Genomic DNA, 16366 nt, shown 5'->3' on the forward strand with positions numbered 1-16366 from the left:
TTATTTCAGATTCATTAACTGATACAATTTGGCTAATAATGCCGCACTATCATGCTCAGGGCATTCAATCCAAATAGATTGACTGTAGCATTCAAAGTTTAATGTAAAATCATGTTGCTGCCATTTAAATCTTACGGATGCTAAATCAGCCCCTTGCGAGTATTCTACTTTTTGTAAAATGACATATTGCTGAAAATATCGCTCAACCATTGATGTTAAGTCGTCTTGTGACCAATCATAGTGGCAGTCTACAATAATCGCTGTCGAAGCGATTGCTTTACAGGTAAATTCTATATTCACGTAATTGCTTGTCCAATATCAATAAACTTGCTTTTTCCCGCATATAATACAAAAAAACTTAAGACAGTTTCGCTCTTTTCTCATATAATCGAGAAAGAGCTATAAAAATTTTAAATTGACTAAGAGAGATAACGTTATGAAAAAACTTACTTTGGCTATTGCAGCTACAGTGATGATTGCGTCTCCTGCATTTGCTGGTGATGTGGATGCTGGAAAAGCTAAATCAGGTACGTGTGCGGCCTGTCATGGCGCAGCAGGTATTTCAGCAATTCCTATGTACCCTAACTTAGCGGGTCAGAAAGAAGTTTATATTGCTAAACAATTAAAAGACTTCAAAGCAGGCAAACGTAAAGATCCAGTGATGGGTGCGATGGCAATGCCTTTATCTGATGACGATATTGCTAACCTTGCTGCTTACTACTCAAGCTTAAAATAATTGCTCTTGTTAAGTTCAAGAAAAGCGTTCTTTTGAACGCTTTTTTTATGCTCAACTGTTTAATCATTTCGTATTGAGACTCATGAATTAAGCGCTTAATTTACATGTTCTTTGATTAAAGCTAAAAAAGGCTGACCGTATCTTGATAATTTCGTATCACCAATGCCGTTAATATTTAACATTTCATGGCTTGTCACTGGTTGATATTTGGCAAGCTCAGATAACGTTGCATCGTTAAATACAATATAAGGTGGAATATCTTCTGCATCGGCAATTTCTTTTCTCAAGGTACGTAACTTGGCAAAGAGCTTACGATCATAGTTCGATGTTTCTGCCGTTTTACGCCAATAACTCGCTTTTTGTAAACGAGGAGTGGCGAGCAACAAAGGTTGCTCACCTTTTAAGATAGAGTGAGATGCTTGGGTTAAACAAAGGGCAGAGTGGTTAGCGATGTCTTGCTGTAAAAAACCAAGATGAATGAGTTGTCGAATAATCGCATGCCAATAACTCAATGTTTTATCTTTACCAATCCCAAAGGTTGATACTTTATCGTGGCCTTGTTGCTTAATCTTTTCTGTTAATTGTCCGCGTAACACACTAATTGTGTGCTCAACACCACCTTGTTGGTTTATACGATAAACGCATGACAACACTTTTTGGGCCGCTTCAAGACCATCAAATTGACTTGGAGGATCTAAACAGATGTCACAATTTCCACAACCCGTTTGCGTGTATTCGGCAAAATAATTTAATACTAATTGCCTCCGACACGTTTGTGCTTCTATAAAGCCGGTAACTGCACTAAAACGTTGAATTTCAACATGCCTTCGTTGCAGATTTTCCCCTTGCTCAATGCGCTTATTAATTCGTTGCGCATCATTTTCATCATAGAGAAATAGCGCTTCTGCAGGTAAACCATCTCGCCCAGCTCGACCAATTTCTTGGTAATAAGACTCTAATGTTCTAGGTGGTTCAAAATGAATAACAAAACGAACATTTAATTTATTGATCCCTAAGCCAAAAGCAACCGTGGCAATCACCACTTGAATATTGTCTTTGGCAAAACTTTCTTGCACAGTGTTTCTTATTTCAACTTCCATGCCCGCATGATATGCGGCGCAACTTATCCCTGCCTCAGCCACTGATTTCGCCAGCTTTTCTACTTGCCAGCGACTATTGCAATATATGATGCCAGAGTCATTTTTTCGTTTTTTTACATAACTGATAATTTGCTGCGTTCCTTGAAATTTATCTGCCATGGTTAACCGAATATTGGGTCGATCAAAACTATCTAAGTGTATATAAGGGTCAGTTAAATTTAATTGTTGCAGTATATCTTTCCGAGTAGTGACATCTGCCGTTGCGGTTAAGGCAAGTACAGGTATATCAGGAAATTGCTCTTTGATAATATTTAATCGCGTATATGCGGGTCGAAAATCATGGCCCCATTGTGAAATACAATGTGCTTCATCAATGGCAAATAATTGAATCGGTAAACTATGCAAACCTTGCATAAAGTAATAATTACTTAAACGCTCAGGTGCTATGTAGAGAAGTTGAATTTCGCCAGCTGCTAACTGTTGAAAAATTTGATTAATATCGCTTTGCTCAAGACTTGAATTAACATAGGCGGCGCTAATTCCTTGTCGTTTAAGCGCATCGACCTGATCTTTCATTAAAGCAATAAGGGGCGAAATAACAATAGTAATACCGGAGAAAATAGTGGCAGGTAATTGATAACATAATGACTTCCCGCCCCCTGTTGGCATTAACACAAGGCTATCTTTACCTTGTAAGACTTGTTGGATAATTTCTTGCTGACCTTTGCGAAAAGAGGTGTAACCAAAATAATGCTTTAGCTTGTCAAGTAACATAGTATCAGGGGAGTTTTGCGCAAGGTTTGTCAACGAAATTTCATCTTCAATTGTAAGTTGCCGTATTTTACCTGAATGAACGAGCAATAAGAAAAATTTATTTCTGATTCATTCAGTGTTATCCTCTGAATACAACTCATCAGACCAGATAGATTATGGAAAAAAAAGATATTTACCAGCAAATCATAAATTTTTGGAATAATGATATGCCGTTTAATCGTTTACTTGGTTTAGAGATTCAGCAATTCGATAAAGAGCAATCTGAAGTCAGGTTTCTTTGGCAGGATAAACTCATTGGTAACCCGATCCAAAAAATCCTCCACGGTGGTGTAACCGCCACAGTATTAGATATAGCGGGTGGTGTTGTTGCAGCTGCAAATATCATTGAACAATTAGATAATTTATCCCCTGAAAATATTCATTATAATTTACGTAAATTAAGCACCATTGATCTCAGAACTGATTTTTTACTTCCCGGGAAAGGAGAAGTATTTATAGCAACGGCTCGTATTATCAGAAGTGGGAGTAAAGTGGCGGTTGCGCGTATGGAATTACATAATGAAAAAAATGACCATATCGCCTTTGGAACAGGCACTTACATGGTAGGTTAACGACTAAAGTGCACTTTAGTTTACATCTGCTTTATTAAATTATATCAAGATGATAAGTCGTTACGAGTCATCCTCATGTTATCATAAAGATCACTCGCTAGTTTTCGATACTTTTTATGAACAATCAACCAAATAACGACACACGTAACGGTGTACTCAATGCTATAAGCGCTTACTTCCTTTGGGGGTTAGCGCCTATTTATTTTAAGCTTATTAAGGAAGTTTCTCCCGATGAAATCATGATTCATCGCATTGTTTGGTCTTGTCTTTTATTGTTTATTTTCATTCTTGCCTCTAAAAAATTGCCTGCACTTATTAGCATACTTAAACAACCAAAAGTGCTCGTGAAGCTCTCAATCACCGCAACTTTTCTCGCGGTAAATTGGTTCCTGTTTATTTGGGCAGTTAATAATGATCATTTATTAGATGCAAGTTTAGGTTATTTTATCAACCCTCTATTCAGCGTGGCTTTAGCCGTGATTTTTTTAGGCGAACGATTACGAAAATGGCAAATAGTTGCGGTGGCATTAGCCATCATCGGAGTATTAATACAATTAGTTTACATAGGATCTTTACCTATTATTTCCCTCGCTTTAGCCGGTACTTTTGGAATTTACGGACTATTGCGTAAGAAACTTTCGATTGACTCATTTATTGGCTTATTACTTGAGTCGGCATTAATGTTACCTTTTGCCTTAATTTATTGGCAGTTTTTTGTCAGTAGTGGCACCACGAATATGTTCAACAATAGCGTGTCTTTAAATACACTACTGATTTTTGCCGGCGTTGTAACCACAGCACCATTATTATGCTTCACGGCGGCTGCGAAACGCTTAACCCTATCAACCGTCGGTTTCTTCCAATATATTGGTCCAAGTATGATGTTTATTCTCGCTATCAGCTATTATCATGAAACATTAGTGATAGAAAAGTTGATCACCTTCGGCTTTATTTGGGCGGCGCTATTTATTTACAGTATTGATTCGTTTAAAGCGCATAAACAAAAGAGAAAATTAGCCGGATTACAAACAGCGAAAGATTTATAGATAAGGGGGGTAAAAATCAGTTACTTGATACATTTAACAAAATAACTCAGGGCATCGTGCTCCCGAAAAACTCACGTATTAAATCATTGTTGTTTATTGGTCATAAATGACAATTTGATTTCTACCATTTTCTTTGGCGTTATAGAGTGCTACATCGGCCTGGTTTAGTTGTTCCTCAATACTTAAAACACTATTAAAAATAACACCAACACTCACAGTAACGTTAATTTGATGCGCTTCGTGATTAATTTCGTCAGTTGCAATGGCTTCGCGAAAAGCGTCCAATTGATTATATATTTGCCCTTGATCTGCCCCTGATAATAAAATGACAAACTCCTCTCCGCCAAATCGAGCAAGTGAACATCCGTTAAAATGATTTCTCATTTCATGGGCTAACATTTTTAAAATATGATCGCCGGCTTCATGACCATAGGTATCATTAACTTTTTTAAAATAATCAATGTCTAACATTGCTAAGCCATAAACCGTTTTTTGTTGCGCATAGGACTCAAGCGCGCTTTTGGCCTCCTTAAAAAAGGCGCGTCTATTTGGCAGATCTGTCAAATAGTCGGTATTGGCTGCTTTACGAATTCTTTCGATATTGTGTAAATTTTCAATATGTTGCGTTATCCGACAATAAAATTCTTCAGGACAGAATGGTTTGCGAATAAAATCATCAGCACCGTTTTTAATAATGCGAGCAGAATAATTTACGTTATCAGCCCCTGATATGCCGATTACCGACATTTGATCACGGTTATACCGCTTTCTTATTTCATTGGTCAGTTCAATACCATCCATGTTCGGCATTTCAAGATCAGTGATCACCATTTTAATATCATTTTGGTGTTTTATAATTTCTAGCGCTTGTTCACCGCCTTCAGCCACATAGACAGTAAAATTTCGTCTTTGTAATAACTCATGAATATGATTTCTTGCCGTACGAGAATCATCAACGACAAGCACGCCTATGCCAATGTTGGCACTTTGCCAATATAAAATACGCTTTAAATACATAAAAGCTTGGCTATTTTCTTTAGGGATATAATCTATAACAGGCTGAGCAAGAATTTTTTGGCGAGTTTCATCATCCATTCTGCCGGTCATCACAACACCAGGAATACCATGAGAAAGTATCGATTCGATCGCCTCACCATTTTCAGCATCTGGCAGGGCATAATCAATTGTAGCTGCAAAGAATTCAGTTTTACTTTGCAAAAGTTTTTTCACTTCAGCGTGACTTACCGCAACGGTGACGATATAGCCTAGCGACTCACCAATTTTTTTAATGATACTGACGATGGCTTTACTATCTTCAACCACTAAAAGATTTTTTGACATACTACCTACATATTTTTATAACGCTTGTAAATTAGCATAGGCTACTACTAACCATTTGCTACCTACTTCTGCAAAATTTACTTGAATGCGGCTTTGTGCGCCATTGCCTTCATAATTTAATACCACACCTTCACCAAACTTTTGATGTAAAACCGACTGTCCTAACTTAAAGCCTGAATTATCAAAAGACTCTAATGTAATTGTATTCGCAAATCGTCCGGTACTTGCAGGTCGAGATACTTGGCTTTGCAGTCGTATTTCATCAACACATTCACTTGGTAATTCACGTAAAAATCGACTAGGTTTATGATACTTTTCTTGCCCATATAAACGACGACTTTCTGCGTGACATAAATATAGCTTTTCCATTGCCCGTGTCATACCAACATAACATAAGCGTCGCTCTTCTTCTAATCGACCAATTTCTTCTACCGATTGCTGCGAAGGAAACATGCCTTCTTCAAGACCAGCAATAAACACCAACTTAAACTCTAAGCCTTTCGCTGAGTGCATAGTCATCAGTTGTACGGCAGGTTCATAATCATCGGCTTGCGACTCTCCTGACTCTAGCGCTGCATGCGTTAAAAATCCAGTTAACTGGCTTTGCTCATCTTCTAGTTCAGGATCCATTTCAAACGTTTGACAAGCCGTGACTAACTCATTTAAGTTTTCAATTCTCGCTTCAGCACGTTCGCCTTTTTCAGCTTGATACATAGCTTTTAAACCACTGTGCTGAATAACAAAGTTTGCCTGTTGGTCTAAATCCAGATTACCAGAATCATCCTCCAATTGATCAATTAAGTCGACAAAGGTTTGAATAACTTTAGCACTACGACCTTTTAATTCGTTGTTTTGTAACATGGTTTGACATGCCTGCCACAACGTCACTTCAAGGCTACGCGCAGCGTCTCTCACTAAGGCAACCGTAGTATTACCAATACCACGCGTTGGTGTGTTTATAATTCGTTCAAAAGCCGCATCGTCATCTCGGTTATTGATCAAGCGTAAATAAGCCAAGGCATCTTTAATTTCTTGGCGTTCGAAAAATCGCAAACCACCGTAAATTCGATAAGGTAATTTCGCTTGTAATAAAGCTTCTTCTAATAAACGCGATTGAGCATTACTACGATATAAAATGGCCACATCATCTAAAGAATCATCACTGGATGATAAATCTCGTTTTAACCATTCAGTAATTCTACCGGAGATAAAACGTGCTTCATCTATTTCATTAAAGGCGGTGTACACTGAAATTTTTTCGCCAGCATCGTCTTTCGTCCATAAATCTTTGCCTAATCGGCCATTATTATTGGCAATTAACTGATTAGCTGCGGTTAAAATATTTGCTGTAGAACGATAATTTTGTTCCAACCTGATCGTTTGAGCATTTTCAAATTCTTTTAAAAAACGCTGAATATTTTCAATTTTTGCACCACGCCAGCCATAAATAGACTGATCATCGTCACCGACAATCATGACTTTACTTTGCTCGCGGCCCAGCATATTTAGCCACGCATATTGAATCGCATTAGTATCTTGAAATTCATCCACTAACACGTGTGAAAAACGCTGTTGATAATGCTGTAATAGTGCAGGGTTATTTAGCCATAATTCGTGCGCTCGCAATAAAAGTTCAGCAAAGTCGACTAACCCCGCTCGATCACATGCGTCTTGGTAACCTTGATAAACTTTTACAAAGGTTTCTTCTGTCGGGTCATAATGGGTTTCAATATGTTTAGGACGTAATCCTTCATCTTTTTTACCGTTGATATACCATTGCATTTGTTTGGCAGGCCAACGCTTTTCATCTAAGTTTAACGCACGAATAATTCGTTTCACTAACCTAAGTTGATCATCAGAATCTAAAACTTGAAACGATTGGGGTAAGTTCGCTTCTTGAAAATGCATTCGCAGTAAACGATGCGCTAATCCATGGAAGGTTCCAATCCACATACCATGAATATTACCGCCGACAGTTTGTTCAACCCTAGCACGCATTTCAGCCGCAGCTTTGTTGGTAAAAGTTACCGCTAAAATACTGTGAGGAGAAGCATGTTCAACTTTCATCAGCCATGCAATTCTTTGTACTAAAACACGAGTTTTACCACTGCCAGCGCCCGCTAAAATCAACATATTTTGCAAAGGAGCAGCAACAACATCACGTTGCTTGTCGTTTAATGCATCAAGTAATTCTGATACGTCCATAAGGTAAAAACTCGAAATAAAAAATTAAAAGAAAGTAAGGTAATTATATACTGGTTATCAGTCGCTGTAATTCAACAACATCAGTTAATTCCATTGTCGGTAAAGCAGTTATTGGCTGTCCCACATCATAACTAGACACCCAAGCCGTTTGACAGCCAAAACGTATAGCGCCATAGACATCATTGACACCGCAATCCCCCACATGTAACAACTGAGCGGGTTGAATATTAAATTGCTGACAAGTACGTTGAAACATATCAGCGTCTGGCTTTTGTTTTAACTGCAACCCTTGATGTGCACCTGCATGATATATCGCATCAAAATAGTGATGAATACCAATGGCCTTAGTATCGACATTGCCATTACTTATCGCAATGATAGGCCACTGTTTTTTCAATCGTTTCAGTAAATGATGAACAGGCTCAGGCACGGTAAAATTACTGCGCTGCTTTACAAAATAGCTTAATGCTTGTTCTGCCATGTTCATCGCGACAGTTGATGAAAACCCTAATGATTGAATACCTAAATAATAACTTTGTAAGCGTAATGCCCCAACATCATGAGATAATGTTGCGTCTAAATTGAGTGCTTGCGTTCGAAAAGTGTACCAAAAATGATAATCATACTCGCCATTCGGGTGATCCGGTAATTGATGTGCAAAGTACCTGATCATTTTAGCATCAGTTGCCATCATCACCGGAAAATTACTGTATAGCGTATCATCTAAATCAAAACTGATCGCTTTAATGGGGGTGAGTCGACGATAAAAACGCATTGCAATAATAAGCAGCTTTAGGCTACAAATAGATGTTGATACAGTAACTTAGCTACCAATTTTCTAAACTGGCTTAATAATAAGGTATCCATTCTCGGATCAAAATGCTCTGCGTCTTTACTGCTTATCGCTAAAAAGCCAATTACTTGTTGATGATGCACAAGCTTGATCAAAACCACTGAGCCTTCACATTGCTCTGAAAACACTAATTCTTGTTCACTTTGTTGGATACGCCCGAAATAATACTCATCTTTCGTTAAGCGATTTTGTAAGACCCCGCCACAATCTTTATCAATTAAACAACTGTGCGCTAATGTGACTGGTTGATTAAGCCATAATTTAAAATCAGATAAAGATAGTAACTCAGTTGTGGCTTGATATAAGCAATCAAGCAATTCATCAGCAGAATGACAATCTAACAAGCGCAAATATAGATCACTATACAAGGCAAATAATTGTTCATTCTGGTTAGCAATTGCCATTAATTGGGTTATTTCTTCTTCTAAACCATGCACTTTTTGACGAAGTTGCTGTTGTTGACGCTCAACCAAAGACACTGTCCCTCGTTGATTATCATGTAAACGCAAACTGGTCACTAATTGTGGCTGACGATTAAAAAACTCAGGATTTTCTTCTAAAAAGCTGACAATAATATCGTCTGACAAGGTGATTTCTTCGGTTTGCAGTAGTTGTTGATTTGCTAACATTTCTGCAGTGACTGCTTGTTCTTTTTCGTTACTCATAATTGTATCTGTCCATCAAAAACATGTACGGCAGGCCCGGTCATCTTCACGGGGTTTCCTGGTCCTTTCCAATAAATACGTAATTTTCCGCCTGGTAGTTCTACGGTCACTTGCTTGGCTAATTTTTTCTGAACTTGGCCGATGACCACCGCGGCACAAGCGCCACTGCCACAAGCTAAAGTTTCGGCCGCACCACGTTCATAAACGCGTAATTTGACATATTCAGGCGAAACCACCTCCATAAAACCAACATTAACCCCTTTAGGAAAACGTTCATGAATAGTTAATTTCGCTCCTAACTCGTTCACTGGCGCGGTCAACACGTCGTCAACGGTTAAAACACAATGGGGATTCCCCATTGAAACGGCACCACAAAGTACCGTGTCTTCTTCACTGCGAAGAATATAAGTGCCTTCTACTTTTTGAGCAGAAAATGGGATTTTCGCTGGTTCAAACTGAGGAACAGGCATAGTCACGGTAACGTTACCATCGCGTTCAATAAATAATGTCATTTTACCCGCATGTGTAGACACACGAATTTTATTACGATTGATTAAGCCTTTCATTCGAACAAAACGAGCAAAACAACGAGCGCCATTGCCACACTGGCTCACTTCACTACCGTCTGCATTAAAAATACGGTAATGAAAGTCTAAATCGGGATCATATGGCGGCTCAACCACTAATAATTGGTCGAAACCAATGCCAAAGTTTCTATCCGCCAATTGACGGATTTGATCATTGGGTAAATAAACATTTTGGGTAACATTATCTAACACTAAAAAGTCGTTACCTAAACCCTGCATTTTCGAAAAATTTACTAACATTTACTATTCTCATTCACCACTCATTTAGAGGGTTAAGGCAATACGTTTTCACCTTGCCATAAGCTTTCAAGGGATTCACGTTGACGGATAACATACGAATTTTCGCCATCAACCATAATTTCTGCAGCACGTGGTCGACTGTTGTAATTAGAGCTCATAGTAAAACCATAAGCACCTGAAGAACGAATCGCTAATAAGTCGCCTGCTTCAATTGCTAATTCACGCGCTTTTCCTAAAAAGTCACCGGTTTCACACACTGGACCAACAATGTCATAAATCTTAGGTGCTACTTTCGATTTTGTTTTAACGGGAATAATCTTTTGCCATGCTTGATAGAGCGAAGGACGAATTAAATCATTCATGGCTCCGTCAACAATTGCAAAATGGCGATCTTGATTGGTTTTTAAAAACTCAACTTCTGTCACTAATATGCCTGCATTGGCCATAATTGCACGACCAGGCTCATAGATCAGAGAAATATCTCGTCCTTCAAGTTTACTTGCAATGGCTTTGGCATATTCATTAGGATGAGGAGGTTGTTCATCATCGTAACAAACCCCTAAACCGCCACCCACATCAATATGTGAAAGTTTGATCCCTTGTTCAGCTAAGTTATCAACCAGCAAAAGTACGCGGTCTAACGCGTCTAAAAATGGCTGTATTTCTGTTAATTGCGAACCAATATGGCTATCAATACCTTTAACAACAATATGTGAATACTCAGCAGCTTTTGCATAAATTTTATAGGCGTCTTCAATACTGACACCAAACTTATTTTCTTTTAAGCCTGTTGAAATATAAGGATGAGTGCCTGCGTCAACGTCTGGGTTTACCCGTAATGAAATGGGTGCTTTTTTACCTAATTGCTTCGCCACGGCTTGAATTCGATCAAGTTCAGCTTCTGACTCAACATTAAAACAATGAATGTTTTTTTCTAACGCGTATGCAATTTCATCTGATTTTTTACCAACACCAGAAAACACCACTTTACTCGCATCGCCCCCCGCTTGCAGAACTCTCGCTAACTCACCTTTAGAAACAATGTCAAAACCAGAACCCAACCGAGCCATTACATTTAAGACCGCTAAATTACTGTTGGCTTTTACGGCATAACACACTAAATGAGGACGATCGCCAGCCGCTTGGTCAAAAGCATGCCAATGACGTTCTATGGTTGCACGTGAGTATATATATAAAGGCGTGCCGTGTGTTTTCGCTAAATCGGTAACGCTACACTCTTCGGCATATAACTGATTTTCGTTATAATTAAAAAAATCCACAACTACGGTTCCTGTTGATCGGTTGGACGGTTTTGGCTACTGGGTTCTGATGAACTATTCGCTTGTTTTTCAGAGGGTTGATATAATGGCCCAGACATACCACAACCGGATATATTCGCCAAAATCAATAAACAACCGAAAATAATTGAATTTTGTTTACGCATTTTTTGATTAATTCGATTTTTTTCCCATGATAGACGTTTTATAATCCAATGACTATAGATTACAAGCTAAACCAAACTTATCGATAAAGTTTTTCTCAAAAGGGCGAATAAATGAACGATTCACAGTATAACATCATGGCCGAAGACTTATTATTAGCACTTGAAGAGGCTATTGAAGATTGTGGTGTCGACATTGACTATGAAGGTGTTGGCGGCATGTTAACCTTAACCTTTAAAAACGCATCTAAAATCATCATTAACAAACAAGCACCATTACATGAAATATGGGTGGCAACGAAATTTAATGGTCACCATTTTCACTTTGAAAATGACCAGTGGATAGATAAACGTGGTGGTGATGAATTTTGGTCATTTATCTCGCAAGCTGTCAGCACCCAAGCAGAAGCTCAATTAACGCTTAACGCAGAATAAGTAGGAAAAAACATGACTCAAACAACGGTACGCATTGCCACCCGTAAAAGTGCGCTAGCGTTATGGCAAGCTGAATATGTTAAAGCCAAACTCGAACACTTTCATCCTGATATTCAAGTTGAATTAGTGCCAATGACCACAAAAGGTGATGTGATTTTAGACACGCCTTTAGCGAAAGTTGGTGGTAAAGGGTTATTTGTTAAAGAGCTTGAAGTAGCCATGTTAGAAAATCGTGCCGATATTGCCGTACATTCAATGAAAGATGTACCTGTGGAATTTCCTGACGGCTTAGGCTTAGAAGTAATTTGCCCGCGTGAAGACCCACGTGATGCCTTTATTTCAAACACAATTAACAGTTTTGATGAATTACCCCAAGGCGCGATAGTTGGTACTTCGAGTTTACGTCGCCAATGTCAAATTAAAGCCTTACGTCCTGATCTAGACATTCGTGATTTACGCGGCAATGTAAATACCCGTTTAGCGAAATTAGATAAGGGTGATTACGATGCCATTATTTTAGCAGCAGCAGGCATGATCCGCTTAAAAATGCCTGAGCGTATTCAAGAATTTATTGAACCTGAGGTCATGCTACCTGCTAATGGGCAAGGTGCGGTGGGTATTGAGTGTCGAACCAATGATCAAACAATCAAAGCATTGCTTGCGCCGCTCGGCTGTGAAACAACTCGCATTCGGGTTCTGGCTGAACGTGCGATGAACCGTGCTTTAGAAGGTGGTTGCCAAGTACCCATTGGCAGTTATGCCGTCATAGATAACAAGCAAGTGTATTTACGTGGTTTAGTCGGCGCGGTAGATGGGTCAAAAATCATCACGGATAATGTTACGGGAGATATTGCTGACGCAGAACAACTCGGCCTGACACTTGCTGAAAAATTATTAGCGCAAGGTGCTGATGTAATTTTAAAACAGGTTTACGAGCAGCAGTAAATGTCAAAACCGTTCAAGGTAGCGATCACAAGACCACAACAACAAGGCCTAGCATTACAAGATGCGCTTAATGAGGTTGGTATATCTTCTCTATGCCAACCGCTATTCACTTATCGCCTAAATACCAGTCAGTTAGCCATTGCTGAGCAAGTTGAAAAACTTCAACCGAGCATAGTTATTTTTATCAGTGCAGCGGCCGTTGAATATGCCAATCAAGCATTTTCGTTATCATCTTGGATTAATAGTAAGCAGTTGATAGTCGCCGTTGGTAAAAAAACTTTAACGGCATTAACCACGTTAGGTATTCAAGCGATTTGCCCTGAACTACATAACAGTGAAGGTATTTTAGCTTTACCTCAATTTATCCCAGCTCAGATCAAGCAAAACCATAAAAATATTTTAATTGTTCGAGGTGATGGTGGGCGTGAATTTCTTGCTGAACAACTCTGTATTAGAGGCGCTGATGTCGAATACTTAGAGAGTTACCGACGCGAATGGTTAGCACTTTCTTCACAAGACCTTGACCTTTGGCAACAGGAAAATATTAATACTATTATTATTACTAGTAACGATTTATTAAAACGTGTAGTAGAATTAATAGACGTTACCGATAATTACTGGCAAAACACATGCTTATGGCTAGTAGTAAGTGAACGTATCGCACATACCGCCAAGCAACTAGGTTTAAAAAATATTGTTAACGCGCACAGTGCAAATAATCAAACAATTATCTCAACCTTGCTGAACATGGAATCAAAGAATGACTGACACTAATAAACCTAAAGACAGTGAAAATTCAGCAACAGCGTCATCATCGCCTTCTGATGAGAGTACGCAAGATAAATTAGCTAAAATTGCTGCAAGTCTCAACCAAACCACTGACTCTACCAACGTAGACTCAGCTTCAAGTTCTGTATCCGACAAACGTTCAAGCGCAGCACCAAAACACAGCTCAACTTCAACGGCTACTAGAAAAATGAAAGCAACTCAAACGTTCGAAAATAAAAAATCTAAAACCGCAATTGTTGCTTTATTAATCGCAATAATCGCCATCATAGGGGTTGGGGGTGTACATTATTTACATGACAAGCAAAATAAACAACAAAGTGATGCTATTGCCCAACAATTAATTACTCTGAACACTGCTAGCGAACAACGTATTAATCAATTGATTTCAGAACAAAAATCAGCCATTGAAGCACAAGTAAATAATCAACTTAGCGCCATTACCGAGCAAAGCGAAGACCGCATTACACAATTAACAACACAACTCGAGGCACTGAAACAAAATCAACCAAGCGATTGGTTAATTCATGAAGCGGAATATTTAATTCGTATTGCAAGTAGAACTATCTGGTTAGAGCATGACACAACGGCAGCCATCAATTTATTACAAGATGCCGATGCTCGCATTAAAGAATTAAATAATCCTGAGTTTTTACCGATTCGACAGCTTATTCGAGAAGACACTGTCGCTTTAAAACTGATGCCCGCCTTAGAAACTGAAGAAGTGATCTTGTCATTATTAGCTTTGACCAAACAAATTCCACAATTAAGTTTTGCGATGGCAAAAATTCCAGACAGCAACAATCAAGAGCAAAGTTTAGAGTTATCTGAAAATACTGCTGATTGGCAAAGTAATCTATCGAAAACTTGGCAAAGATTTTTAGCCGATTTTATTACCGTTCGTCGCAGAGAAGGTAATGTTGAACCTTTAATGTCAGCAAAAAATCAACAACATTTGAAAGAAAATTTAGCGTTAAAACTACAACAAGCGCAATGGGCTGCTAGTGAAGAAAAGTCCTTATTATTCACTGAAACATTAGCAGATATCTCACAATGGTTGAGTGATTATTTTGATTTGGGGCACCTTGAAACCGCAAAATTTTATCAAAACATTCAACTGCTCAATGATAAAACTATCAGTTATGATTACCCAACCAAGTTAAGTGCTTTGGGTGCCATTCGTCACATTATTGCAAATAAGTCGCAAACAACCGTTTTAGAAAATGTGATTGACGAAAATTCAACAAATAGTCCTCAACAAACCACCATTTCTGAAGAGGGAGCAAAGGAGACTCTTCCTGAGAAACCTGTCAAGAAAGATAATATACAACCAAGTCAGCAAGCTCCTAAAACGCAAAAAGAAACTCAGCAAAAAACTATTTTAGAGGATGCCTAATGAAACGGATTATCCTACTTATAATTTTATTTTTTGCTGCGATTGCCATTAGCCCTATGCTAATAGGTGAAAAGGGTTACATTTTAATCGCGCTTGGCAACCTAACAATTGAATCTACGGTTGTGACAGCAACCTTAATGCTAGTCACGCTATTTATTATCTTGCTTATCATCATTAGAGTCATACGAGGCGGGTTTAATTTAAGCCTAGGCGCATGGAATAAATTTGCTTTTGCCAGCCAACGTAGAGCGTTACGAAACTTAAAGAAGGGCATTGCGGCCTATATTCTTGGTGATCATCAACAAGCAGAGCATTTATTGGTAAAAAGTGCCGAGCCAAGCCACTTTGAACAAATTGCCTATTTATTAGCAGCCAGTGCCGCTAATAAACAAGGTTTAACAACCAACACAAAGCACTATCTCGCTCAATTAGCTCACAATCAAGAAAACCTTAAAGATGTTGGTCTAGAGTCTGTGTTAGTGACTATTCAGCTATTGATTGACAATGAAGAGTACGGCCAAGCTCGTCAGTTAATTGATAACCATCATAAACATATTGGTCATGATGATAGATTACTCGCCCAAGAAATTACCTTGAGTTTGATTGAAAATCGCTTTAGTTATGTCGTGGAACAATTAATTGCTGCAAGAAAAAGTAAAACCATCACAAATGACACGATTGAACAATGGGAAGCCACTGCATTTTTTGGTGTCTTTAATGAACAAATACAGCAACAAAATAGTGAAGCACTCAATACCTATTGGAACAATCTCGGCAGAAAAATAAAACAGCGCGAGCAAGTAGTTTTTGCCTATTGCCGTGTATTAGCAGAAAACCAAATTACTCAGCCATTAAGTAAAATTTTGCTACCGGTTATCAAAAAAGGGGCGAATGAAAAGCTATTAAAGCAAATGCGCAGATTACCTTTAACTTCGTCAGATGAATTAATACAAGCGGTTCAAAAGCATTTACATCATGATAAACACAATGCGCAATGGTTAAGTTGTTTAGCGCATTTAGCCGCAAATTCACAACAATGGTCCATGGCTGAAAAAGCGTTTAATTCACTGGTACATTTAGCAGGTGAGCAATATGATAGGGTTGATTTAATTACCTTTGCTCACGTGCTTGAAAAGCAAAATGAGTTAACAAAAGCAATTGAAGTGTTGAATAAGTTAGTGGTTGAACACCACTAACTTATTTTC

17 protein-coding genes are annotated in these 16366 nt (G+C 38.5%); 8 read left to right on the forward strand and 9 right to left on the reverse strand.

Annotated elements, in window-relative coordinates; genetic code table 11:
• Positions 1–300: a DUF3630 family protein gene (locus tag RM573_RS17125; RefSeq protein ID WP_311584954.1), complete on the reverse strand. Its 300-nt coding sequence runs from the start codon at positions 298–300 to the stop codon at positions 1–3.
• Between the two features lie 136 nt (positions 301–436).
• On the opposite strand from RM573_RS17125, the gene RM573_RS17130 reads away from it, so the two are divergent.
• A complete protein-coding gene (locus RM573_RS17130; RefSeq protein ID WP_311584958.1) occupies positions 437–736 on the forward strand; it encodes a c-type cytochrome in 300 nt (99 codons plus the stop codon).
• Positions 737–831: 95 nt separating this feature from the next.
• Here RM573_RS17130 and recQ read toward each other — a convergent pair whose 3' ends face one another.
• Positions 832–2610, reverse strand: coding sequence for a DNA helicase RecQ (gene recQ, locus RM573_RS17135; protein ID WP_311585094.1), 1779 nt, complete (start codon positions 2608–2610; stop codon positions 832–834).
• 155 nt (positions 2611–2765) lie between these two features.
• On the opposite strand from recQ, the gene RM573_RS17140 reads away from it, so the two are divergent.
• Positions 2766–3221, forward strand: coding sequence for a thioesterase family protein (locus RM573_RS17140; protein WP_311584961.1), 456 nt, complete (start codon positions 2766–2768; stop codon positions 3219–3221).
• Positions 3222–3337: 116 nt separating this feature from the next.
• The gene (rarD, locus tag RM573_RS17145) at positions 3338–4267 is read left to right on the forward strand and encodes an EamA family transporter RarD (RefSeq protein WP_311584964.1); all 930 of its coding nucleotides are present in this window, start codon (positions 3338–3340) and stop codon (positions 4265–4267) included.
• A gap of 93 nt (positions 4268–4360) precedes the next feature.
• On the opposite strand, the gene RM573_RS17150 is transcribed toward rarD, so the two are convergent.
• Genes RM573_RS17150 through RM573_RS17180 form a run of 7 tightly spaced genes read right to left on the reverse strand, consistent with a single transcriptional unit; the run spans position 4361 to position 11602 of the window.
• Positions 4361–5608 carry a diguanylate cyclase gene (locus RM573_RS17150; protein ID WP_311584967.1) on the reverse strand — a complete coding sequence of 416 codons (1248 nt, stop codon included), beginning with the start codon at positions 5606–5608 and terminating at the stop codon, positions 4361–4363.
• A gap of 15 nt (positions 5609–5623) precedes the next feature.
• Positions 5624–7813 carry a DNA helicase II gene (gene uvrD, locus RM573_RS17155; RefSeq protein WP_311584970.1) on the reverse strand — a complete coding sequence of 730 codons (2190 nt, stop codon included), beginning with the start codon at positions 7811–7813 and terminating at the stop codon, positions 5624–5626.
• A 43-nt stretch (positions 7814–7856) separates the two neighbouring features.
• Complete coding sequence (locus RM573_RS17160) at positions 7857–8588, reverse strand: HAD-IA family hydrolase (protein ID WP_311584973.1); 732 nt, start codon at positions 8586–8588, stop codon at positions 7857–7859.
• Between the two features lie 17 nt (positions 8589–8605).
• Complete coding sequence (locus tag RM573_RS17165) at positions 8606–9331, reverse strand: DUF484 family protein (RefSeq protein WP_311584977.1); 726 nt, start codon at positions 9329–9331, stop codon at positions 8606–8608.
• On the reverse strand, positions 9328–10158 hold the full coding sequence (gene dapF / locus RM573_RS17170; RefSeq protein WP_311584979.1) for a diaminopimelate epimerase: 831 nt from the start codon (positions 10156–10158) through the stop codon (positions 9328–9330). Before dapF ends, RM573_RS17165 begins: the two co-directional genes overlap by 4 nt.
• A gap of 32 nt (positions 10159–10190) precedes the next feature.
• Positions 10191–11438 (reverse strand): diaminopimelate decarboxylase, encoded by a 1248-nt coding sequence (gene lysA / locus RM573_RS17175; RefSeq protein ID WP_311584983.1) that lies wholly within the window; start codon positions 11436–11438, stop codon positions 10191–10193.
• A gap of 2 nt (positions 11439–11440) precedes the next feature.
• Positions 11441–11602: an LptM family lipoprotein gene (locus RM573_RS17180; protein ID WP_311584985.1), complete on the reverse strand. Its 162-nt coding sequence runs from the start codon at positions 11600–11602 to the stop codon at positions 11441–11443.
• Positions 11603–11713: 111 nt separating this feature from the next.
• Between RM573_RS17180 and cyaY the strand changes: the two genes are divergently transcribed.
• Genes cyaY through RM573_RS17205 form a run of 5 tightly spaced genes read left to right on the forward strand, consistent with a single transcriptional unit; the run spans position 11714 to position 16357 of the window.
• Positions 11714–12034, forward strand: a complete 321-nt coding sequence (gene cyaY, locus RM573_RS17185; protein ID WP_311584988.1) for an iron donor protein CyaY — start codon at positions 11714–11716, stop codon at positions 12032–12034.
• A gap of 12 nt (positions 12035–12046) precedes the next feature.
• Complete coding sequence (gene hemC / locus RM573_RS17190; protein ID WP_311584994.1) at positions 12047–12979, forward strand: hydroxymethylbilane synthase; 933 nt, start codon at positions 12047–12049, stop codon at positions 12977–12979.
• Positions 12980–13747: a uroporphyrinogen-III synthase gene (locus RM573_RS17195; protein WP_311585000.1), complete on the forward strand. Its 768-nt coding sequence runs from the start codon at positions 12980–12982 to the stop codon at positions 13745–13747.
• Positions 13740–15161, forward strand: a complete 1422-nt coding sequence (locus RM573_RS17200; protein WP_311585005.1) for a uroporphyrinogen-III C-methyltransferase — start codon at positions 13740–13742, stop codon at positions 15159–15161. Before RM573_RS17195 ends, RM573_RS17200 begins: the two co-directional genes overlap by 8 nt.
• The gene (locus tag RM573_RS17205; RefSeq protein WP_311585010.1) at positions 15161–16357 is read left to right on the forward strand and encodes a heme biosynthesis HemY N-terminal domain-containing protein; all 1197 of its coding nucleotides are present in this window, start codon (positions 15161–15163) and stop codon (positions 16355–16357) included. Before RM573_RS17200 ends, RM573_RS17205 begins: the two co-directional genes overlap by 1 nt.
• Positions 16358–16366: the final 9 nt, after the last annotated feature.

It is taken from the genome of Thalassotalea castellviae, from assembly GCF_031846185.1.
Classification (GTDB): domain Bacteria; phylum Pseudomonadota; class Gammaproteobacteria; order Enterobacterales; family Alteromonadaceae; genus Thalassotalea_H; species Thalassotalea_H castellviae.

Excerpts from the sequence above, each read along its gene's own strand:
- RM573_RS17130 (WP_311584958.1), top strand. The coding sequence starts at position 437 with ATGAAAAAACTTACTTTGGCTATTGCAGCTACAGTGATGATTGCGTCT.
- recQ (WP_311585094.1), bottom strand. The coding sequence starts at position 2,610 with ATGTTACTTGACAAGCTAAAGCATTATTTTGGTTACACCTCTTTTCGC.
- RM573_RS17140 (WP_311584961.1), top strand. The coding sequence starts at position 2,766 with ATGGAAAAAAAAGATATTTACCAGCAAATCATAAATTTTTGGAATAAT.
- rarD (WP_311584964.1), top strand. The coding sequence starts at position 3,338 with ATGAACAATCAACCAAATAACGACACACGTAACGGTGTACTCAATGCT.
- RM573_RS17150 (WP_311584967.1), bottom strand. The coding sequence starts at position 5,608 with ATGTCAAAAAATCTTTTAGTGGTTGAAGATAGTAAAGCCATCGTCAGT.
- uvrD (WP_311584970.1), bottom strand. The coding sequence starts at position 7,813 with ATGGACGTATCAGAATTACTTGATGCATTAAACGACAAGCAACGTGAT.
- RM573_RS17160 (WP_311584973.1), bottom strand. The coding sequence starts at position 8,588 with ATGCGTTTTTATCGTCGACTCACCCCCATTAAAGCGATCAGTTTTGAT.
- RM573_RS17165 (WP_311584977.1), bottom strand. The coding sequence starts at position 9,331 with ATGAGTAACGAAAAAGAACAAGCAGTCACTGCAGAAATGTTAGCAAAT.
- dapF (WP_311584979.1), bottom strand. The coding sequence starts at position 10,158 with ATGTTAGTAAATTTTTCGAAAATGCAGGGTTTAGGTAACGACTTTTTA.
- RM573_RS17180 (WP_311584985.1), bottom strand. The coding sequence starts at position 11,602 with ATGCGTAAACAAAATTCAATTATTTTCGGTTGTTTATTGATTTTGGCG.
- cyaY (WP_311584988.1), top strand. The coding sequence starts at position 11,714 with ATGAACGATTCACAGTATAACATCATGGCCGAAGACTTATTATTAGCA.
- hemC (WP_311584994.1), top strand. The coding sequence starts at position 12,047 with ATGACTCAAACAACGGTACGCATTGCCACCCGTAAAAGTGCGCTAGCG.
- RM573_RS17195 (WP_311585000.1), top strand. The coding sequence starts at position 12,980 with ATGTCAAAACCGTTCAAGGTAGCGATCACAAGACCACAACAACAAGGC.
- RM573_RS17200 (WP_311585005.1), top strand. The coding sequence starts at position 13,740 with ATGACTGACACTAATAAACCTAAAGACAGTGAAAATTCAGCAACAGCG.
- RM573_RS17205 (WP_311585010.1), top strand. The coding sequence starts at position 15,161 with ATGAAACGGATTATCCTACTTATAATTTTATTTTTTGCTGCGATTGCC.